Source organism: Streptomyces daghestanicus (genome assembly GCF_020521275.1).
Classification (GTDB): domain Bacteria; phylum Actinomycetota; class Actinomycetes; order Streptomycetales; family Streptomycetaceae; genus Streptomyces; species Streptomyces griseoviridis.
Genome location: NZ_BNDX01000002.1, coordinates 332,252 through 353,166, shown reverse-complemented (window position 1 = coordinate 353,166; position 20,915 = coordinate 332,252). Strand labels below are relative to the sequence as shown.

Annotated in this window: 16 protein-coding genes; 4 read left to right on the top strand and 12 right to left on the bottom strand. The window is 71.2% G+C overall.

From position 1 onward, the window contains the following. Positions 1-8: 8 nt before the first annotated feature. Positions 9-1,268, bottom strand: coding sequence for an MFS transporter (locus Sdagh_RS01735; protein WP_189418676.1), 1,260 nt, complete (start codon positions 1,266-1,268; stop codon positions 9-11). A 105-nt stretch (positions 1,269-1,373) separates the two neighbouring features. Here Sdagh_RS01735 and Sdagh_RS01730 point away from each other — a divergent pair, with 105 nt between their 5' ends. Further along, positions 1,374-2,390, top strand: coding sequence for a LacI family DNA-binding transcriptional regulator (locus tag Sdagh_RS01730; RefSeq protein ID WP_190078412.1), 1,017 nt, complete (start codon positions 1,374-1,376; stop codon positions 2,388-2,390). A 64-nt stretch (positions 2,391-2,454) separates the two neighbouring features. Here the strand turns inward: Sdagh_RS01730 and prcA are convergent, their stop codons facing one another. The 5 genes from prcA to arc all read right to left on the bottom strand — a co-directional run bounded on the left by prcA (position 2,455) and on the right by arc (position 8,280). Next, positions 2,455-3,198 (bottom strand): proteasome subunit alpha, encoded by a 744-nt coding sequence (gene prcA, locus Sdagh_RS01725; protein WP_189418672.1) that lies wholly within the window; start codon positions 3,196-3,198, stop codon positions 2,455-2,457. A 65-nt stretch (positions 3,199-3,263) separates the two neighbouring features. Then, complete coding sequence (prcB, locus tag Sdagh_RS01720) at positions 3,264-4,109, bottom strand: proteasome subunit beta (protein WP_189418670.1); 846 nt, start codon at positions 4,107-4,109, stop codon at positions 3,264-3,266. A gap of 255 nt (positions 4,110-4,364) precedes the next feature. Continuing rightward, positions 4,365-4,583, bottom strand: a complete 219-nt coding sequence (locus Sdagh_RS01715) for a ubiquitin-like protein Pup (protein ID WP_030356241.1) — start codon at positions 4,581-4,583, stop codon at positions 4,365-4,367. Positions 4,584-4,766: 183 nt separating this feature from the next. After that, positions 4,767-6,278 carry a depupylase/deamidase Dop gene (dop, locus tag Sdagh_RS01710; protein WP_360018524.1) on the bottom strand — a complete coding sequence of 504 codons (1,512 nt, stop codon included), beginning with the start codon at positions 6,276-6,278 and terminating at the stop codon, positions 4,767-4,769. Between the two features lie 235 nt (positions 6,279-6,513). Next, positions 6,514-8,280 carry a proteasome ATPase gene (gene arc, locus Sdagh_RS01705; RefSeq protein ID WP_189418668.1) on the bottom strand — a complete coding sequence of 589 codons (1,767 nt, stop codon included), beginning with the start codon at positions 8,278-8,280 and terminating at the stop codon, positions 6,514-6,516. Positions 8,281-8,528: 248 nt separating this feature from the next. Here arc and Sdagh_RS01700 point away from each other — a divergent pair, with 248 nt between their 5' ends. Continuing rightward, positions 8,529-8,828, top strand: coding sequence for a ferredoxin (locus Sdagh_RS01700; RefSeq protein ID WP_189418666.1), 300 nt, complete (start codon positions 8,529-8,531; stop codon positions 8,826-8,828). A gap of 73 nt (positions 8,829-8,901) precedes the next feature. Here the strand turns inward: Sdagh_RS01700 and Sdagh_RS01695 are convergent, their stop codons facing one another. From Sdagh_RS01695 to Sdagh_RS01685, 3 genes are all read right to left on the bottom strand, one after another. Continuing rightward, complete coding sequence (locus tag Sdagh_RS01695) at positions 8,902-9,477, bottom strand: hypothetical protein (protein WP_190078411.1); 576 nt, start codon at positions 9,475-9,477, stop codon at positions 8,902-8,904. Positions 9,478-9,694: 217 nt separating this feature from the next. Then, on the bottom strand, positions 9,695-10,597 hold the full coding sequence (locus Sdagh_RS01690; RefSeq protein WP_189418662.1) for a tRNA (adenine-N1)-methyltransferase: 903 nt from the start codon (positions 10,595-10,597) through the stop codon (positions 9,695-9,697). Between the two features lie 71 nt (positions 10,598-10,668). Further along, the gene (locus Sdagh_RS01685) at positions 10,669-12,255 is read right to left on the bottom strand and encodes a site-2 protease family protein (RefSeq protein WP_190078410.1); all 1,587 of its coding nucleotides are present in this window, start codon (positions 12,253-12,255) and stop codon (positions 10,669-10,671) included. Between the two features lie 170 nt (positions 12,256-12,425). Here Sdagh_RS01685 and Sdagh_RS01680 point away from each other — a divergent pair, with 170 nt between their 5' ends. Continuing rightward, entirely contained in the window at positions 12,426-13,370 is a 945-nt protein-coding gene (locus Sdagh_RS01680) for a RecB family exonuclease (protein ID WP_226534422.1), read from the top strand. A gap of 247 nt (positions 13,371-13,617) precedes the next feature. Beyond that, positions 13,618-14,289 carry a response regulator gene (locus Sdagh_RS01675; protein ID WP_189418657.1) on the top strand — a complete coding sequence of 224 codons (672 nt, stop codon included), beginning with the start codon at positions 13,618-13,620 and terminating at the stop codon, positions 14,287-14,289. Between the two features lie 118 nt (positions 14,290-14,407). Here Sdagh_RS01675 and Sdagh_RS01670 read toward each other — a convergent pair whose 3' ends face one another. From Sdagh_RS01670 to metH, 3 genes are all read right to left on the bottom strand, one after another. After that, on the bottom strand, positions 14,408-16,012 hold the full coding sequence (locus Sdagh_RS01670) for an ABC transporter substrate-binding protein (RefSeq protein WP_189418654.1): 1,605 nt from the start codon (positions 16,010-16,012) through the stop codon (positions 14,408-14,410). Positions 16,013-16,359: 347 nt separating this feature from the next. Next, the gene (locus tag Sdagh_RS01665; RefSeq protein WP_189418653.1) at positions 16,360-17,061 is read right to left on the bottom strand and encodes an HAD family hydrolase; all 702 of its coding nucleotides are present in this window, start codon (positions 17,059-17,061) and stop codon (positions 16,360-16,362) included. Between the two features lie 106 nt (positions 17,062-17,167). Continuing rightward, positions 17,168-20,680, bottom strand: a complete 3,513-nt coding sequence (metH, locus tag Sdagh_RS01660) for a methionine synthase (RefSeq protein ID WP_190009731.1) — start codon at positions 20,678-20,680, stop codon at positions 17,168-17,170. Between the last annotated feature and the right edge of the window lie 235 nt (positions 20,681-20,915).

The following is a 20,915-nucleotide window of genomic DNA, read 5'->3' as shown; positions in this document are numbered from 1 at the left end:
ACTGAACATTACGCCCGATCCCCTGAACTGAAACGGGGTTCGACGGCACGGTTTGGATCATTTTCCGATGAAGCCGCAACCACCGCTTGTCCGGCGGGAGCTGCGAGGACCCGTCCGGTGGCGGTGAGCACCAGCAGGGACACGGTCCCGGCGGCCCCCGGCACGGCGAAGCCCCACAGCGCTCCGCCCGCCTCCACGACCGGTCCGGTGAGACCGGTGCCGACCGAGGCGCCCACGGTGATCGTCGTCACCAGCCAGGAGAACGCCTCCGTCACGGTCCCCGGCGGCGCGTGCCGGTCGACCAGGACGAAGGCGCAGGCGATGGCCGGCGCCAGGAAGACACCCGCGAGCGCGGCGAGCAGCACCATGCCGGCCGTGCCCGGCATCAGCGTCAGCGGCAGGTAGCACACCGCCAGGAGCGCCACGAGCAGCCGCAGCCGGCGCGCCGGATCACCGGTCCACTGCCGCGCCCCGTACCCGGCGCCGCCCACCAGTGCCCCCAGTCCGAGCGCCGCCATCAGCCAGCCGTAGACGGCGTCGCCGCCGTGCGCGTCGGCGTACGGCACGGCGGCGACCGTGATCGAGCCGAGCGCGACCCCGACGAACAGGAAGGCGCCGAGCAGCGCCAGCAGGCCCGGCGAGCGCAGGGCGCCCAGCCAGTGCGCCTCGCGCGGGGCGGACCGCCAGGCGCGCGAGGGCGGCGACAGGACGACGGACAGTGCCCCGAGCACCCCGGCCACGTTGAGGACGAGCAGCGCGGCCTGCGCGGACCACAGGGACACGCAGAGCGTCACCAGCAGCGGCCCGGCGGTGAACATCACCTCCTGGGCCACGGCGTCCATCGCGTACGCCGTGTGCACCTGCCCCTCCTTGCGCAGGACGCTGGGCCACAGCGCCCGCAGCCCGCCCTCCAGCGGTGGCGTGAACAGCCCCGCGCCCGCCACCGCCGCGTACGCCACCGCCACCGGGCCGGTGCCGGCCCAGGCGAACACGGCCATCGCCACGCCGGACAGCACGGCCGCCGGGAGCTGCACCCGCGGCTGCCCGTACAGGTCCACGAGCCGGCCGAGCACCGGCTGCCCCACGGCGTTGGCGACCCCGTAGACGGCCGCGAGCGCTCCCGCGAGGCTGTACGAACCGCCCTCGGCCCGCACAAACAGCACGATGGCGATGGCGGCGGTCGCGTTGGGCAGCCGGCCCACGAGCGTGCCGGCCAGCAGGCGCAGGGCGTACCGCGCCCGAAGGATCTCCAGATATCCCGAGGCCATGTCCGACTCCCGTCCCCGCCGTCCGACGTTTTACGTATAACTCATGCGTGGTCATACGTACCATGACCGCTGTTCGGGAGTCCAGACGGAGGAGCGGGGCCCACGGTGGCACGAGACAGCACACGTCCGACCAGCCGGGACGTCGCCCGGGTCGCCGGTGTGTCCCAGGCGGCGGTCTCCCTGGTCATGGGCGACAAGTGGCGGGGGCGCGTGTCGGAGACGACGGCCGAGCGCGTGCGCCGGGCCGCGCACGACCTGGGGTACCGCCCCAACCTGGCCGCCCGCAATCTCCGTCTCGGCCGCACCCGCACGGTCCTGCTGGTCGTACCGGCCCTCACCACCGAGTTCTTCGCGGGCGTCTACACGGGGGCCGCGCGCGTCGCCGCGGAACACGGCTTCGGGGTGGTCCTCTACCCGTCTCCCGAGGGCATCGGCCCCGCCCGGGACCCGTTCGCCTCGGCCCAGGCGGCACTGGACGGCGTGATCGCCTCCTCGATGGCCGCGGACGCGCTCACCGCGATCCGCGGCGACCAGCTGCCGCTGGTGATGCTGGACAGCGACCCGGCGGGCAGTACCGGCGCCGCCACCGTCAACCTCGACATCGCCGACGGCATCCGCCAGGTCGCGGACCACCTGCTGGCCCTGGGGCACCGCCGTTTCCTGCACCTGGCGGCGGACGTGGGCTCCTGGACCTTCGAGGTACGGGCCAGGGAACTGGCCGCACGGCTGGCCGCCGTCCCGGGCAGCGCGCTGCGCACGGCTCACGCGCCGCTCTCGATCGAGGGCGCCCGGTCGGCCACCGAGGCGGCGCTGTCCGGCCCCGGCCCCCGCCCCACGGCCCTGGTCTGCGACGACGACAAACTCGCCGCGGGCGCCTACAAGGCGCTGCGCCGCCTGGGCCTGCGCGTCCCGGAGGACGTCTCCGTCACCGGTCTGGACGACCTCGCCCTCGCCACGGCGATCGACCCGGAGCTGACCACGGTCCGCCTGGACGCGGAGACCTTCGGGGAGCGGGGCATGCGGGCGCTCCTGGACGTGCTGGACGGCCGGGTCCCGAGCCGGGACGACATCCCGGTCGACCTGGTCGTACGAGGCTCCACGGCGCCGCCCCCGGGGGACTGACCGGGGCCCCGTCACACACCCCGGCGCCGGGGGGGGTGTCCGTCCCCCGCCGGCGCCGTCGGCGTCACTCCTCCCCGGACCCGGCCTCCGAGGCGGACGGGTCCGCCGAGGAACCGTCGAGAAGCCGGGACAGCTGACCGCCCACGATGCGCTTGAACTTCCGCTTCTGCGGGCGCGTGCGGTCCAGCACCGCCACTTCCAGCCGCTCCGCGGGAATCTCCCGCTCACTGCCGTTGGTGTCCCGGGACAGCGCCTGCACCGCCAGCCGCAGCGCCTCCGCCAGCGTCATGCCGTCCTGGTGGCGCTGGTCGAGGTAACTGCTGATCTGTTCCGCGTTGCCGCCGACGGCGACCGAGCCGTGCTCGTCGACGATCGATCCGTCGTGCGGCAGCCGGTAGATCTGGTCGCCCTCGGGTGTCTCCCCGACCTCGGCGACGACCAGCTCGACCTCGTAGGGCTTCTCACCGGCGCTGGAGAAGATGGTGCCCAGCGTCTGCGCGTAGACGTTGGCCAGCCCCCGCGCGGTCACGTCCTCGCGGTCGTAGGTGTATCCCCGCAGGTCGGCGTAGCGCACGCCGCCGATCCGCAGGTTCTCGTACTCGTTGTACTTGCCGGCGGCGGCGAAGCCGATCCGGTCGTAGATCTCGCTGAACTTGTGCAGCGCGCGGGACGGGTTCTCACCGACGAACACGATGCCGTCGGCGTACTGCAGCACGACCAGGCTGCGCCCGCGGGCGATGCCCTTGCGGGCGTACTCGGCCCGGTCGGCCATGGCCTGCTGGGGCGATACATAGAACGGCGTCGACACCGGTCAACCGTCCCTTTCTGTCGAAGTCACTGGACCACCTGACACCAAAGCAACCGTGCCCGCCGCTACAGCAGCGCCGCCCGCGGACCGTCGGGCCGCTCCAGCCGCCGCTCCAGCACGGAACGGGCGATCTGCGAGGACTCGTCCTCGGTGAGCCGGCGGAAGCCGTCCTCGGTGATCACGGTGACGATCGGGAAGATGCGCCGGGCGACGTCGGGGCCACCGGTCGCCGAGTCGTCGTCGGCCGCGTCGTACAGGGCCTGCACCACCAGGGTGGTCGCCTGGTCCTCGCTCAGGTCCTCCCGGAAGAGCTTCTTCATCGCGCCGCGCGCGAAGACCGACCCCGACCCGGTGGCGGCGAAGTGGTGCTCCTCGGAGCGCCCGCCCGTCACGTCGTAGGAGAAGATGCGGCCCCTGCCGCGGTCGACGTCGTACCCCGCGAAGAGCGGTACCACGGCCAGCCCCTGCATCGCCATGCCGAGGTTGGAGCGGATCATCGTCGACAGCCGGTTGGCCTTGCCCTCCAGGGAGAGCTGCGCTCCCTCGACCTTCTCGAAGTGCTCCAGCTCCAGCTGGAACAGCTTCACCATCTCCACGGCCAGCCCCGCCGTACCGGCGATGCCCACCGCCGAGTACTCGTCGGCGGGGAACACCTTCTCGATGTCCCGTTGCGCGATGACGTTGCCCATGGTGGCGCGGCGGTCACCGGCGAGCACCACGCCGCCCGGGAAGGTGACGGCGACGATGGTGGTGCCGTGCGGCGCCTCGATCACGCCCTGGGTGGGCGGCAGCTGCCGGTTGCCCGGGAGCATCTCCGGCTGGTGCTCCGACAGGAAGTCCATGAAGGACGACGAGCCGGGCGTCAGGAAGGCAGCCGGCAGACGCCCGGTGCTACGAGTGTTGGCTTCCACGCGTTTCCTTCCACATATGCAACAGCCCGCCGTACGACGTCGGGCCGATCGTTCGACTGCCCCAGCACGGCGCTGCGGCTGGTGCTCGGTATGCCACGGACCCTACCCGCACCACGGCGGTGATCCACATACTCGGCGGAAGCCACGGAAAGCACCCCCACGGCCCCCCGGCGGAGACGGGCGTGCGGCACGGCCGTGACCGCGCCGCACACCGGCCTCACCCCGTCGCTCACCCGTCCCTCACGGGCTCGCGGCCTACTGGCCGCCCTTCTGCACGAACGACCTCACGAAGTCCTCCGCGTTCTCCTCGAGCACGTCGTCGATCTCGTCCAGCACCGAGTCGACGTCGTCGCTGAGCTTCTCCTGCCGCTCCTTGAGGTCTTCCGACGCCTGCGCGTCCTGCGTCTGCTCCTCGACCTCCTCGGTGGAACGCGTGGCCTTCTGCTGCCCGCCGCCGGTGTCCTTGGTCGCCATCACCCTCACCCCGCTCGGTTCGCCCGACACAGTTCGCTTCACTCGCTCAAGATCCGACCCTACAAGCCGGGTCCGACATCGGCCCCGCCGTTCCTCCAACGTGCGGGGATCACCTCGATGATTCCCGGGCCGGGGACTTTCACCCCGTCCAGGCGGTCCGCCCCGGGTACCCACTGACCGGGATCAACCCCCGGACAACACCCTGACCAGGTCCTCCGCCGTACGGCAGCGGTCCAGGAGCTCCTTCACGTGATTACGCGTTCCGCGAAGCGGTTCCAGGGTTGGCACCCGCTGGAGCGAGTCCCGGCCCGGCAGATCGAAGATCACCGAGTCCCAGGAGGCCGCCGCCACGTCGTCCGCGTACTGCTCCAGACAGCGCCCGCGGAAGTAGGCGCGGGTGTCCTCGGGCGGCTTGGTACGGGCCCGCTCGACCTCGTCGTCGGTCAGCAGGCGCTTCATGCGGCCCCGGGCCGCCAGACGGTTGTACAGGCCCTTGTCGGGGCGTACGTCCGCGTACTGGAGGTCCACCAGGTGCAGCCGGGCGGCGTCCCAGTCCACGTTGTCCCGCCTGCGGTAGCCCTCCATCAGCTCCCGCTTGGCGACCCAGTCCAGCTCCCCGGCCAGGCTCATCGGGTCGTTCTCCAGGCGGTTGAGGACGTCCTCCCAGCGGGCCAGGACGTCCTTGGTCTGGTCGTCGGCGTCCGAGCCGTACCGCTCCTCCACGTACTTGCGGGACAGCTCGAAGTACTCCATCTGGAGCTGCACCGCGGTGAGTGTCCGGCCGCTGCGCAGCGTGACGAGGTGCTGGAGCGTCGGGTCGTGGGAGACCTGGTGGAGGGTGCGGACCGGCTGGTCGACGGCGAGGTCGACCGCGATGAAGCCGTCCTCGATCATCGACAGCACCAGGGCGGTCGTGCCCAGCTTCAGGTACGTCGAGATCTCGGACAGGTTGGCGTCGCCGATGATCACGTGCAGCCTGCGGTACTTCTCGGCGTCCGCGTGCGGCTCGTCGCGGGTGTTGATGATCGGGCGCTTCAGCGTCGTCTCCAGGCCGACCTCGACCTCGAAGTAGTCGGCGCGCTGGCTGAGCTGGAAGCCGTGCTCGTGGCCGTCCTGGCCGATACCGACGCGGCCGGCGCCGGTGACGACCTGCCGGGAGACGAAGAACGGCGTCAGGTGGCGCACGATGTCCGAGAAGGCGGTCTCCCGCTTCATCAGGTAGTTCTCGTGGGTGCCGTAGGACGCGCCCTTGTTGTCGGTGTTGTTCTTGTACAGGTGGATCGGCTGGGCCCCGGGCAGCTGGGCGGCCCGCTCGGCGGCCTCGGCCATGATCCGTTCGCCGGCCTTGTCCCACAGCACGGCGTCCCGCGGATTGGTGACCTCGGGCGCGCTGTACTCGGGGTGCGCGTGGTCGACGTAGAGCCGGGCACCGTTGGTGAGGATCACGTTGGCCAGGCCGATGTCCTCGTCGGTCAGCTGGCTGGAGTCGGCGGCCTCCCGGGCGAGGTCGAAGCCTCGCGCGTCCCGCAGCGGGTTCTCCTCCTCGAAATCCCAGCGGGCCCGGCGGGCCCGGTGCATCGCCGCCGCGTAGGCGTTGACGATCTGGGACGAGGTGAGCATGGCATTGGCGTTGGGGTGACCGGGGACGGAGATCCCGTACTCCGTCTCGATGCCCATTACTCGCCGTACGGTCATGCGGCCCTCCTTGCCCGGCGGCGCCCTAGGTCGTGGACGCCGCTCACGTACCGCTGGCGCTCCGGTGCGTGTGCGGTGCCCGTCCCCGCACTGCGCGACTCGGCGGTATAGGAGAGCCTAGAACGCCTCTGCGCCGGTGGGGAGATCATTTGCGTCATTGCCTTGCTCCAGCCGGGGCTCGGAAAAACACTCGGCTGCGGGTACCCGCCGAGGGCACCCGCAGCCGCCCCGCCTTTTACAGGTACTGACCGGTGTTCGCCACCGTGTCGATGGAGCGTCCGGTGTCCGCGCCCTGCTTTCCGGTGACGAGCGTACGGATGTACACGATCCGCTCGCCCTTCTTTCCGGAGATCCGGGCCCAGTCGTCCGGGTTGGTGGTGTTGGGCAGGTCCTCGTTCTCCTTGAACTCGTCCACGCACGCCTGGAGGAGGTGGGAGACGCGCAGGCCCTTCTGGTTCTTCTCCAGGAAGTCCTTGATCGCCATCTTCTTGGCGCGGCCCACGATGTTCTCGATCATGGCGCCGGAATTGAAGTCCTTGAAGTAGAGGACTTCCTTGTCGCCATTGGCGTAGGTGACCTCCAGGAAGCGGTTCTCCTCGGATTCGGCGTACATGTGTTCCACCGCCGTCTGGATCATGCTCTGGACGGTGGCCGCCTTGTCCTTGTCGTGCTCCTTCAGGTCGTCCTCGTGGAGCGGGAGGCGCTCGGTGAGGTACTTGCCGAAGATGTCCTTGGCCGCCTCGGCGTCCGGACGCTCGATCTTGATCTTCACGTCGAGCCGGCCGGGCCGCAGGATGGCGGGGTCGATCATGTCCTCGCGGTTGGAGGCGCCGATCACCACCACGTTCTGCAGGCCCTCCACACCGTCGATCTCGGCGAGCAGCTGCGGGACGATGGTGTTCTCCACGTCCGAGCTGACGCCCGAGCCACGGGTGCGGAAGAGGGACTCCATCTCGTCGAAGAAGACGATGACGGGGGTGCCCTCGCTGGCCTTCTCCCGGGCCCGCTGGAAGACCAGGCGGATCTGCCGCTCGGTCTCGCCGACGTACTTGTTCAGCAGCTCGGGACCCTTGATGTTCAGGAAGAAGCTCTTGCCGGCGGACTGGCCGGTGACCTCGGCGACCTTCTTGGCCAGCGAGTTCGCCACCGCCTTGGCGATGAGGGTCTTGCCGCATCCGGGCGGGCCGTAGAGCAGGACGCCCTTGGGCGGACGCAGCTCGTGCTCCTTGAACAGGTCGGGGTAGAGGTACGGGAGCTCGACCGCGTCGCGGATCATCTCGATCTGTCCGCCGAGGCCGCCGATCTGCTCGTAGCCGATGTCGGGGACCTCTTCGAGGACGAGTTCCTCGACCTCGCTCTTGGGGACGACCTCGTAGACGTAGCCGGAGCGGGGTTCGAGCAGGAGGGCGTCACCGGCGCGGATGGTGATGCCGCGCAGCGGCTCGGCGAGCCGGACCACGCGCTCCTCGTCGGTGTGCCCCAGCACCAGGGCGCGCTCGCCGTCCTCCAGGATCTCCTTGAGGGTGACGATGTCGCCGACGCTCTCGAACTCCATGGCCTCGACCACGTTGAGCGCCTCGTTGAGCATGACTTCCTGGCCGCGGCGCAGGTCGTCCAGCTCGACGCTGGGGCTGACGTTCACCCGGAGCTTGCGGCCCCCGGTGAAGATGTCGGCCGTGCCGTCCTCGTTCGCCTGCAGGAAGACACCGAAGCCGGCCGGTGGCTGGGCCAGCCGGTCGACCTCTTCCTTGAGGGCCACGATCTGGTCGCGGGCCTCACGGAGTGTATTGGCCAGTCGCTCGTTCTGCGCGGATACGCCGGCCAGATTGGTCTGCAGCTCGACGATCCGCTCTTCGAGGATTCTCGTGTGCCGCGGAGAGTCGGCGAGCTTGCGTCGCAGGACGGCGATCTCCTGCTCAAGATAGGCAATCTGTCCGGCCGGGTCGTCGGACCCGCGTCCCGGGCGGATGCCGCGGTTCATGTCGTCGTCGTGGGCTGCCACGGTCCTCACCTCCTCCAAGGGGAGCTGGACGCTTCCAGACCCTACCTGGGTGGGTGTCGATTGAAACCCCTAGATCACAAAGACGGTCGGGGTGTGTCCGATCTTCACCCTTGCGCTCTCCCTCACGCCAGGGGAATACCCACGGAACACGGTTGGAAAGCAGCCGGGGGTAGGGTCGAAGTGTTCAACACCCGTCAGAGCTGGCCGGATTCCCGCCGCTCGGCGCAGAAACGCGAGGAGTGACGATCGTGCAGCAGGAGGCCGCAGCCGTCGATGAGGCCCTGGAGGTCTGGATCGACCAGGACCTGTGTACCGGCGACGGCATCTGCGCCCAGTACGCGCCCGAGGTGTTCGAGCTGGACATCGACGGTCTGGCGTACGTCAAGGGCGCGGGCGACGAGCTTCTGCAGGACAAGGGGGCGACCACGCCTGTGCCGTTGCCGCTCCTGACCGACGTGGTGGACTCGGCGAAGGAGTGTCCGGGCGAGTGCATCCACGTACGGCGCGTTTCGGACAGCGTCGAGGTCTACGGTCCCGACGCAGAGTGACCAAATCCCGACCGGTTGCGCACGTTCCGTGACCGTTGTCTGATGGCTCACACGGAGTCGGCGCCGGGTGCCGTCAGACCGCGTGGGCCTGTCCGGGGGTGGAGCGGACGAACGCGCCGTTGTTCCAGCGCCACTTCGCGTCCTCCTCGACGTCGGGGCAGCAACTGGGCACGTCGGCCGACGAGTAGCCGAGGTAGCCGGCGAGGACGGATCCGCCGGACACGGTGAGGCCGGTGACGGTCCGGCGCTCCTTCGGGTCGATGAGGGTCGCCACCACGCGGGGCTCGCCGTCACCGCCCCGGGTCAGGACGTAGACGCCGTCGGGCGGAGTGCCCATGGGGGCGTCGCAGTGCACCGCGGCCACCGTCTCCGGTCGCCCGTCGCCGTCCAGGTCGCCGGACGCCCTCTTCCGTACCACCGTCTCGACCGGGCCGCAGTCCAGCGGGAAGGCGACGGCCGCGGGGTCGGGCGCGGCGACGCGCGGGCCGGCGGGCGCGGTCCTGGCGCCGGCGGCCTGGGCGGCGGTCGCGGCGTCGGGCTGGAGCACCGAGGAGAGGGCCACCACGGCGGCTACGGCGGTTGCGGTGGCGACCCAGTGGATCGGACGGGTGCGTGTGTGCGCCAGTTCCGGAACGGCGGAGTGCTGCACGAGGAGTGTCTCCTGTGAGGGCTGTGCCGGTGGGGTGGCCAGCATCGTGCCACACGTCACAGTGCGGGGGAACAGCGGGGTGGGTACTGGAATCCGTTCGCCCGGCGCCGGTCGGGCCGGCGGTCCTCCGGCAACGGGACGACGCCGTGGCGGAGTTCCCGGTGTGGCGCGGGAACTTCGCCACGGCGCCGGTACGTTGGCGGGGTGGCGGTCCGGGTCAGCGGCCGGTGCCGCCGCCGGCGTTCGGGCCGTCGTAGTCCTCGCCGTAGGCGCCCTTGGCGGGGCGGCGGCGGCGCATGGGCGGCTCCACGCCGTCGGCGAGGCGGCGGGCGGTGAGCAGGAAGCCGGTGTGGCCGATCATCCGGTGGTCCGGGCGGACGGCCAGGCCCTCCACGTGCCAGTTGCGGATCATGGTCTCCCAGGAGGTCGGCTCGTTGAAGCAGCCGATCTCGCGGATGGACTCCACGGTCCGGGCGAGCTGGGTGGTGGTCGCCACGTAGCAGCAGAGGATGCCGCCGGGGACGAGCGCCTTGGAGACGGCGTCCAGGCACTCCCAGGGGGCGAGCATGTCCAGGATGACGCGGTCCACCTCGGTGTCGGACAGGTTGTCCTGGAGGTCGCCCACGGTGAGCTGCCAGGCGGGGTGCGGGCCGCCGAAGTAGCGCTCCACGTTGCCGCGGGCGATCTCGGCGAAGTCCTCGCGGCGCTCGTAGGAGTGCAGCATGCCCTGGTCGCCGATGGCGCGCAGCAGGAAGCTGCTGAGCGAGCCGGAGCCGACCCCGGCCTCCACGACGCGGGCGCCGGGGAAGATGTCGGCGAAGGCGAGGATCTGCCCCGCGTCCTTGGGGTAGACCACGGCGGCGCCGCGGGGCATGGACAGGACGTAGTCGGGGAGCAGGGGGCGCAGCGCGAGGTAGGCGACGTTCCCGGTGGTACGGACAACGCTGCCCTCGGGAGCACCGATCAGTTCGTCGTGCGGGAAGGAACCCTTGTGGGTGTGGAAGTTCTTCCCGGCCTCGAGCGTGAACGTGTAGTGGCGGCCCTTGGGGTCGGTCAGCTGAACCTGGTCCCCGACCTTGAAGGGCCCGCGCCTGCGGGCGGCACCGGTCGGTTCGGACATGTGACCAGCCTACCGGCGTTTCGGAAGGGCACCGACCACAGGCCGGGAACACCGCTCCGGGCGGGCGGGTGTCAGCTGGGCCGGGCCATCGCCTTCACAAAGGCGCGTTCCACGTCGGCCGCGGACAGGACGCCGTAGATCTCGCCGCTCTCCTCCGTGACGAGGTACTCGGTGGCGGGGGTGGCGCGCAGGACGTCGAGGAGTTCCTCGCCGGCCAGCTCGGCGGAGACCCGCATGCCGTCGGTGAGGTCCTGGGCGAGGCCGCTGACCGCGACCCAGGGGCGGCGGTGCTCGGGCACGCCGACGATCGCGGCCTCCCGGACCAGGGAGAGGGGGGTGCCTTCGGCGTCGACGACGACCAGGGCACGGGCCCCGGCGGCGTTGGCGCGGCGCAGCGCCTCGGAGAGCGGGGTGTCGGTCTCGACGGGGACGGCGCGCCGGGTGAGGTTGCGGGCGCGCAGTTCCGGCAGGTGCTCGCGCAGGCGGGCCATGCGCAGGCTGTTGCCGGCGCCGGTCCAGATGATCGCGGCGAGGATGGCGGCCAGCAGGGCGTCCATCACGGTGTCCATGCCGACGTTGTCCACGGCGTCGGAGCCGAGGGCCCCGGACTGGGTGAGCAGCGGCAGGCCGATCAGGACGGCGATGGCGAGTGCCCGGCCGACCCAGGCGGCGGCGACCGTGCCGCTCATCGGCTTGCCGGTGAGCTTCCAGACCACGGCGCGGAGCATCCGGCCGCCGTCCAGGGGGAGGCCGGGGAGCAGGTTGAAGGCGGCCACGATGAGGTTGGAGATCATCAGGCCGGCCAGCAGGACGCCGGGGACCGTGCCGGGTTCGACGGGCAGCAGGGCCAGGTAGAAGACGCCGGCCAGGACGAGGGAGAGCAGGGGGCCGACGAAGGCCAGCACGAACTCGCGGCCCGGGGTCTCGGCCTCCTTCTCGATCTCGGAGACACCGCCGAAGAACTGGAGCTGGATGCGGCGGACCGGGAGCTTGAAGCGGAGGGCGGCGACGGTGTGGGCCAGTTCGTGGACGAGGACGGAGGCGTAGAAGGCGACGGCGAAGAAGAGGGAGACCAGGTAGCGGGCGGCGCCCAGCTCGGGCAGGACCCGGTCGAGCTGGCCGCCGAAGACCCAGGTGATGAGGGCGGCGACCAGGAACCAGCTCGGGGCGACGTAGACGGGGACGCCGAACGGGCGGCCCATCAGCAGTCCGCCGCCGGGTTCGCGGGGGCGGCGCGGGGGTTTGCCGCCCGGCCGGGCGGGAGCGCGGTGGCCCTCGCCGGGGGTGCCGGGGCGGGCGGGGGCGGGCCGGGGCGGGGTGGGGGGCGGGGGTTCGGCGGCGGGCGGCCGGTGGGGGCCGCCGCCCGCGGCGTCCGGGTCCGGGGGAGCGCCGTCCCCGGCGGTCCCCGGGCGCGGGTCGCCCGGCCGGGTGCCGCCGCTGGGGTCCGGGGCGGGGCCGGAGGCCGTGGGCGCGGTGGCCGGGGGCGTGTCGTCCGGTTGCCCGGCTCCGTCGCCGGAGGCGGGCGCCGGGGTGCCGGGGGTGCCGCCGTCCGGGTTCCGGCCGGGGCGCGCGGAGCCGGGGGCCTGGGGCCCCGCGTGGTGCTCGGCCGACTCGTCGCTGCCGGACCGCGGCTGCCCGCTCCCGCCGCTCACGTCCACGGTGTCCCCTCGTTCGAAGCGTCTTCCGCTCCTGCCGGGCGGAAGGGTCTCACATCGATGGTATGCGGCCCCCGCGCTCCCTTCCGCCCCGGCACCCCTGTGCTCCTCGCGGCACGGGCGGCACCGCCGCGGCTGGGTGACTGTCAGTGGCGGGCCGTAGGGTCTGGGACATGGAGACGAGCATCGACGGTGCGGCGGAGGGCGGCGCGGAAACGGCGGCGACCGTGGTGGACGAGGCGGCGGGCGCGGTGGGCACGGTCCCCGGGGCCGCGGTCCGTGCCGCCACCGCGCCCGCCTCCCTCTCGCCCTCGCGGGCCGGTGACTTCATGCAGTGCCCGCTGCTGTACCGGTTCCGGGTGATCGACCGGCTCCCGGAGAAGCCGAGCGAGGCCGCCACCCGGGGCACGCTGGTGCACGCGGTGCTGGAGCGGCTCTTCGACGCCCCGGCGGCCGAGCGGACCGCGCCGCGCGCCAAGTCCCTGGTGCCCGGTCAGTGGGACCGGCTGCGCGAGACGCGGCCCGAGGTGGTGGAGCTGTTCGCCGACGACCCGGACGGCGAGCGGCTGGCCCGCTGGCTGGCCGAGGCCGAGCGGCTGGTGGAGCGGTGGTTCACGCTGGAGGACCCGAGCCGGCTGGAGCCCGCCGAGCGGGAGCTGTTCGTCGAGACGGAGCTGGACTCCGGGCTGCGGCTGCGCGGCATCATCGACCGGGTCGACGTGGCGCCCACCGGCGAGGTGCGGATCGTCGACTACAAGACGGGCAAGGCCCCCCGCCCCGAGTACGCCGAAGGCGCCCTGTTCCAGATGAAGTTCTACGCCCTGGTGGTGTGGCGCCTGAAGCAGGTCGTCCCCCGCCGGCTGCAACTGGTCTACCTGGGCAGCGGTGACGTGCTCACCTACGACCCGGTCCCGGCCGACCTGGAGCGTGTGGAGCGCAAGCTGCTGGCGCTGTGGGAGGCGATCCGGCTGGCGACCGAGACGGGCGACTGGCGGCCCCGGCCCACCAAGCTCTGCGGCTGGTGCGACCACCAGGCGCACTGCCCGGAGTTCGGCGGCACTCCCCCGCCGTATCCGCTCCCCGTGGCGGCGGCCGCGCCGGGCGGCGTCCGAGGCTAGCGCCTGTCGTTCGGATCAGGTCGCGGGGAATCGGCCGCGCCTTCCTCGCGCCGGTGAGCGGGGCCTGGTGCGTGCGGAGGCAAGGCGGAGGAGGGAGTGACGTGGAGCGTCGGCGAGTGACGACAACGCGGCAGGTGCGCGTGCCAGGCCCCGTGTCCGCGGCGTGATCCGAACGACCGGCCCGAGGCCGGAAACGGCCCGGCGGCCGGGCAGGGCAGAATGGGCCGGACTAGCGAAGGAGAGTCACGTGGCCATCCGTGTCCTACTGGTCGACGACCAGCCGCTGCTGCGTACGGGCTTCCGGATGATCCTGGAGGCCGAGCAGGACATCGCGGTCGTCGGCGAGGCCGGGGACGGCCTCCAAGCGCTCGACCAGGTGCGGGCGTTGCAGCCCGACGTGGTCCTGATGGACATCCGGATGCCCCGGATGGACGGGGTGGAGGCGACCCGGCAGATCACCGGCCCCGGCCGGGACGGACCGGCGAAGGTGCTGGTGCTGACCACCTTCGACCTCGACGAGTACGTGGTGGAGGCGCTGCGCGCCGGGGCCAGCGGCTTCCTGCTGAAGGACGCCCCGGCGCATGAGCTGGTCCAGGCGATCCGGGTGGTGGCGGCCGGTGAGGCGATGCTCGCGCCGAGCATCACCAAGCGGCTGCTCGACAAGTACGCCACCCATCTGCCCTCGGGCGAGGAACCGGTCCCGGACACCCTGCACACGCTGACCGAGCGTGAGGTGGAGGTGCTGAAGCTGGTGGCGCGCGGGCTGTCCAACGCGGAGATCGCCGCCGACCTGTTCGTCAGCGAGACGACCGTCAAGACGCACGTCGGGCACGTCCTGACCAAGCTGGGGCTGCGCGACCGGGTGCAGGCCGCGGTCTACGCCTACGAGAGCGGGCTGGTGCGTCCCGGCGCGCAGTAGCGGCCTCGGCCTCGACGGCCGGGCCGGACGGCCCGGCACCCGGGCACACCGAAGAGGGCGCCCCTCCCGGAAGAGTCCGGGAGGGGCGCCCTCTTCGGTGTGCCCGGGTGCCCGAGGATCACTCGCTGACGCCGCGGCCCAGTTCCCAGAGCTGGAGGGCGGAGGCGGAGTTGAGGACGTAGGCGGTTCCGGTGATGTCGTCGCGGGTGGCGACGTACTGCTTGCCCTGCCACAGCGGCAGCAGCGGCACGTCCCTGGCGATGATCTCCTGGATCTTCGTCAGGCTGTCGGCGGCGGACAGCCGGTCGGCCTCCCGGCGGGACTCCGGGATCAGGGTGTCGATGATCTCCTTGTTGGCGTAGGGCGAGTTGAGCGTGTTGCCCTTGTCGAGGAAGGGCGCGATGAAGCTGTCCGCGTCCGGGAAGTCGGGGAACCAGCCCATGCCGTAGACGTCGTACTCGCCCTTCATCTCGGCCGGACGGAACTTGTCCCAGATATCGCCCTGGATGTCGACGTCGAACAGGCCGCTGTCGTTGAGCTGCTTCTGGAGCTGCTCGAACTCCTGCTTGGTGGCCGCACCGTAGTGGTCGGTGGTGTAGTGCAGGGTGAGCTTGACCGGCGTGGTGATGTTGGCCTGCTGCAGCAGGGCCTTGGCCTTCTCGACGCTCGGGTCGCCGTACAGGTTGAAGAACGAGTTCGAGTGGCCCGTGATGCTGGCCGGCACCATGGAGTACAGGGGCTCCGCCTGGGCGCCGTAGACGCTGGTGACCAGTTCGCTGCGGTTGATGAGCTGGGCGAACGCCTTGCGGACGGCCTTGTTCTCCACCGTGGCCGCCTCGGTGTTGAAGCCGAGGTAGCGGATCTCCAGGCCGGACACCTCGACCAGGTCGACGGAGCCGCCGGAGGTGTTGGACAGCTTGTTGATCTGGTCGGGCGTCATCGCGCGCGTCATCAGGTCGATGTCTCCCTTGTCGAGGGCCGTGCCCATGGTCTCGGCGTCGACGAAGGAGACCATCTCGACCTTGTCGTTGTTCACCGTCAGGGACCCCTTGTAGCGGGGGTTCTTGGTGAACACGGCCTTGGTCATCTCGTCGCCCTTGGTCTCCGCCTTGAAGGTGTAGGGACCGGAGCCGGACATCTCGAAGCCCTCGCGGAGCTTGTCCTTCTTGTAGTCGTCGGGGTCGACGATGCCGGCGACGGGGGTCGCCAGCTTGTACGGGAAGGTGGCGTCGGCCGTGTTGAGGTGGAAGATGACCTCGCGGTCGCCCTTGGTCTCGACGGTGTCGACGGTGGACAGCAGGGAGGCGACACCGCTGTCGCCCTTGATGGCGATGGCCCGCTCGATGGAGTACTTCACGTCGGCCGCGGTGACGGGGTCGCCGTCGGCGAACTCCAGGCCGTCGCGGAGCGTGCAGGAGTACCGCTCGTTGCCGGTGTCGGTGAAGCCGCACTGCTCGGCGGCCTCGGGTACGGGCTCGCCCTCACCGCGCGGCTGCATCATCAGCGTCTGCTGGGTCTGGCGCAGGATGTTCCAGAGGCCGACGTCGTACGCCCACGCCGGGTCGAGAGGCGCGGGGGCCTCCTTCGAGGCGGTGAACCGGTCCGTGGTGCCGACGACGATCGCGTCTCCGCCGCCGCTGCCGCCGTCGGAGCCACCACACGCGGCAAGCACCGGCGTAAGCAGGCCGACAACGGCCGGCAGCACCAAAGTCTTACGGTTCATGCTCGGGTTTCTCCAGGGCTGTCGATTCCGTGTATCCGGCGTGCAGGGGTGTCGCGGCCGATCACGGGGGTAGGGGCTGAGCTTCTCGCGTCGAGATTAGTCCGCGCCCGCACGACAGTTCGCAGCCGCCGGAGTTGAGTCCCCATCACGGAGCGAAACCGGGCGTGGACGCACCGAAAACCCGACAGCGGAAGGATTCGTGCAGGGTTCCACCAATCAGGACACATGGGCATGCCGACCGCCCCGGACGCCTGCGGGACAGCACAAGCACAGCATGCTGTCGACCCTCCGGGGCGTGGGGAACGTCACATGGCCAAGGAGCCGCTACCGGTACTCACGGTGAACGGCTAGCGCGCCCCGGTCATCAGGCCCCGCAGGAAGGCCAGGTCGACCTCTTCCAGGGAGGTCACGACCGCGCGCCGGCGGGCCGGTGCGATGGGGGCGACCGAGGGGACCGCGACGACCTGGCAGCCGGCCGCCTCCGCGGCGGCGACGCCGGTCGCGGTGTCCTCGACGACGGCGCAGCGGGCGGGGTCCACGCCGAGTCCGGCCGCGGCGGCCAGGTACGGGTCGGGGAACGGCTTGGTGCGCGGGACCTCGTCGCCGCCGACGGTCAGCGCGAAGTGATGGGCGCCCAGGACGTCCAGGACGCGGTCGACGATGCGCCGGTGCGAGGCGGTGACCAGGGCCGTCGGCATCTCGTGGGTGTGCAGTTCGGCCAGCAGCCGCCTGGCTCCCGGCATCAGCGGCAGCTCCTGGCCGATGCGCTTCTCGAAGCCGTCGTTGAGGAGCACGGTCAGTTCGGCGAGGGTGATGTCGGCACCGGTGGCCTCGATCAGGAAACCGGCGCTGCGGGTCATGGGGCCGCCGACGACGACATGGCGCCAGGATTCGTCCAGGGTGTGGCCGAGACCGGCGAAGACCTCCGTCTCGACGTCCCACCAGAAGCCCTCGGTGTCCACCAGGGTGCCGTCCATGTCGAGCAGCACCGCCTGGAGTGCGGAGCCTTGCGCCGTACGGGTGCCGAGCGCGGGGACCGTACTGGTCATCCACTTACCTCCTTGAGGGACGATCAGGCCGGTTCCCGTGTGCGGGAACCGGCCTGCGGTGGACCGACCAGTGTACGTCGCCCGGGAACGGAGCGCCCGGCGTGCCTCAGCGGGCGTTGAAGTACTTCGCCTCGGGGTGGTGCAGGACGATGGCGTCGGTGGACTGCTCGGGGTGGAGCTGGAACTCCTCCGACAGGTGGACGCCGATCCGCTCGGGCTCCAGCAGCGCGGCGATCTTCGCCCGGTCCTCCAGGTCCGGGCAGGCACCGTAGCCCAGGGAGAAGCGGGCGCCCCGGTACTTCAGCTCGAACATGCCCTGCATCCCGTCCGGGTCCTCGCCGGCGAAGCCCAGTTCGGAGCGGACCCGGGCGTGCCAGTACTCGGCGAGGGCCTCGGCGAGCTGGACGGAGAGGCCGTGCAGTTCGAGGTAGTCCCGGTAGGCGTTGGCCTCGAACATCCGGGCGGTCTCCTCGCCGATGCGGGAGCCCACGGTGACGACCTGGAAGCCGACGACGTCCGTCTCGCCGGACTCCTCCGGGCGGAAGAAGTCCGCCAGGCACAGACGCCGGCCGCGGCGCTGCCGGGGGAAGGTGAACCGGGTGCGCTCGGTGCCGTCGTCGTCGAGGACGATCAGGTCGTCGTCCTTGGAGACGCAGGGGAAGTAGCCGTAGACGACGGCCGCCTCCAGCAGGTTCTCCGTCTGGAGCCGGTCCAGCAGGCCGCGCAGCCGGGGCCTGCCCTCGGTCTCGACCAGTTCCTCGTACGTCGGTCCCTCGCCGGTGCGGGCCTGCTTCAGGCCCCACTGCCCCTTGAACAGGGCGCCCTCGTCCAGCCAGGAGGCGTACTCCCTGAGCTGGATGCCCTTGATGACGCGGGTGCCCCAGAACGGAGGCTCGGGCACGGGGTTGTCGACGGCGACGTCGGAGCGGACGTGTCCGGCCTCCGGGCGCTCCTCGACCTCGACGGTGGCGGCCCGCACCCGGCGCGGGCGGAGTTCGGGGAGCTTGGCGCCGGGCACGCCGCGCTTGATGCCGATCAGCGCGTCCATCAGGCGCAGGCCCTCGAAGGCGTCGCGGGCGTAGCGGACCTCGCCCTCGTAGATCTCGTGGAGGTCCTGTTCGACGTAGGCCCTGGTCAGGGCGGCGCCGCCGAGGATGACGGGGAAGTCGGCGGCCATGCCCCGCTGGTTCAGCTCCTCCAGGTTCTCCTTCATGATCACCGTGGACTTGACCAGCAGGCCGGACATGCCGATGACATCGGCCCTGTGCTCCTCGGCGGCCTCCAGGATGGCGGAGACGGGCTGCTTGATGCCGAGGTTGACGACCGTGTAGCCGTTGTTCGACAGGATGATGTCGACCAGGTTCTTGCCGATGTCGTGCACGTCGCCGCGGACGGTGGCCAGCACGATCGTGCCCTTGCCCTCGTCGTCCGTCTTCTCCATGTGCGGTTCGAGGTGGGCGACCGCGGTCTTCATCACCTCGGCGGACTGGAGGACGAACGGCAGCTGCATCTGGCCGGAGCCGAACAGCTCGCCGACCACCTTCATGCCGTCCAGCAGCACCTCGTTGACGATCTCCAGGGCGGGGCGGGTGCCGAGGGCCTCCTCGAGGTCGGCCTCCAGGCCGTTGCGCTCGCCGTCGATGATGCGGCGCTTGAGGCGCTCGTCCAGGGGCAGCGCCGCCAGCTCCTCGGCCTTGGAGGCGCGCAGTGACTTGGCGGTGGCGCCCTCGAAGAGGGCCATGAGCTTCTGGAGCGGGTCGTAGCCCTCGGCGCGGCGGTCGTAGATGAGGTCGAGGGCGGTGGTGACCTGTTCCTCGTCGAAGCGGGCGATGGGGAGGATCTTGCTGGCGTGGACGATCGCGGAGTCCAGGCCGGCCTTGACGCACTCGTCCAGGAAGACGGAGTTCAGCAGGATGCGGGCGGCCGGGTTGAGACCGAAGGAGATGTTCGACAGGCCGAGGGTGGTCTGCACGTCCGGGTGGCGGCGCTTCAGCTCGCGGATGCCCTCGATGGTGGCGATGCCGTCCTTGCGGGACTCCTCCTGGCCGGTGCAGATGGTGAAGGTCAGGCAGTCGACGAGGATGTCCTCCTCGCGGACGCCCCAGTTCCCGGTGAGGTCGCCGATGAGGCGCTCGGCGATCTCGACCTTCTTCTCGGCGGTGCGGGCCTGGCCCTCCTCGTCGATGGTCAGGGCGATCAGGGCCGCGCCGTGCTCCTTGGCGAGCCGGGTGACCTTGGCGAAGCGGGAGTCGGGGCCGTCGCCGTCCTCGTAGTTCACCGAGTTGATCACCGCGCGTCCGCCGAGCTTCTCCAGGCCGGCGCGGAGGACGTCGACCTCGGTGGAGTCCAGCACGATGGGGAGGGTGGACGCGGTGGCGAAGCGGCCGGCCAGCTCCGCCATGTCGGCGACGCCGTCGCGGCCGACGTAGTCCACGCAGAGGTCCAGCATGTGGGCGCCCTCGCGGATCTGGTCGCGGGCCATCTCCACGCAGTCGTCCCAGCGGCCGTCCAGCATGGCCTCGCGGAACTTCTTCGACCCGTTGGCGTTGGTCCGCTCGCCGATGGCCAGGTACGCGGTGTCCTGGCGGAACGGCACCGACTGGTACAGGGAGGCGGCGCCCGGCTCGGGGTGCGGGTCGCGCTCGGTCGGGGCGGCGCCGCGGACCCGCTCCACCACCTGGCGCAGGTGTTCCGGCGTCGTACCGCAGCAGCCGCCGACCAGCGAGAGGCCGTACTCGCGGACGAAGGTCTCCTGGGCGTCGGCCAGCTCGGCGGCGCCCAGCGGGTAGTGGGCGCCGTCCTTGCCGAGCACCGGCAGACCGGCGTTGGGCATGCAGGAGAGCGGGATGCGGGAGTGCCGGGCGAGGAAGCGCAGGTGCTCGCTCATCTCGGCCGGGCCGGTCGCGCAGTTCAGGCCGATCATGTCGATGCCGAGCGGCTCCAGCGCGGTCAGCGCCGCGCCGATCTCCGAGCCCAGCAGCATCGTGCCGGTGGTCTCGACGGTCACCGAGACGATCACCGGGAGGTCGAGGCCGAGTGCGTCCAGGCCCCGGCGGGCACCCAGTACGGCGGCCTTGGTCTGGAGCAGGTCCTGCGTGGTCTCCACCAGCAGCGCGTCGGCGCCGCCCGCGACCAGGCCCTCGGCGTTGCGCTGATAGGCGTCGCGCAGTACGCCGTACGGGGCGTGGCCGAGCGTCGGCAGCTTGGTGCCGGGGCCCATCGAGCCGAGGACCCAGCGCGGGCGGCCGTCCTTCGCGGTGAACTCGTCGGCGGTCTCGCGGGCCACCCGGGCGCCCGCCTCGGACAGCTCGTGCACCCGGTGGGCGATGTCGTACTCGCCGAGGGCGGAGTGGTTGGCGCCGAAGGTGTTGGTCTCCACGCAGTCCACACCGACCGCGAAGTACTCCGCGTGGACCGAGCGGACGATGTCCGGCCGGGTCAGGTTCAGTACCTCGTTGCAGCCCTCCAGCTGCTGGAAGTCGTCCAGGGTGGGGTTCTGCGCCTGGAGCATGGTGCCCATCGCGCCGTCGGCGACCACCACGCGGGTGGCGAGCGCCTCGCGCAGGGCGGTGACACGGGTCCGGGTGTCGGCGGACGGGGTGGACGGCGACGAGGCCATGTACGGGCTCCCTAGGATGCGACGGCTGTCGGCTTTGCGGCTTCCCGGTGTCATCGGCACACAACGCGCCGGGAGGGCGCACGCCGTCAGGGTATCCGGGACGCGGGGCCCGTGGTCGGGGCGTCCACGGGACGGACGAGGATGAGACGCGGTGCCGGCGGCCCCCCGGTGGGCGGTCCGGAGTGGCCGAAGGGTGCCACAGTGACGGACCGGCCATTGGCGGCAGGTCGGCATG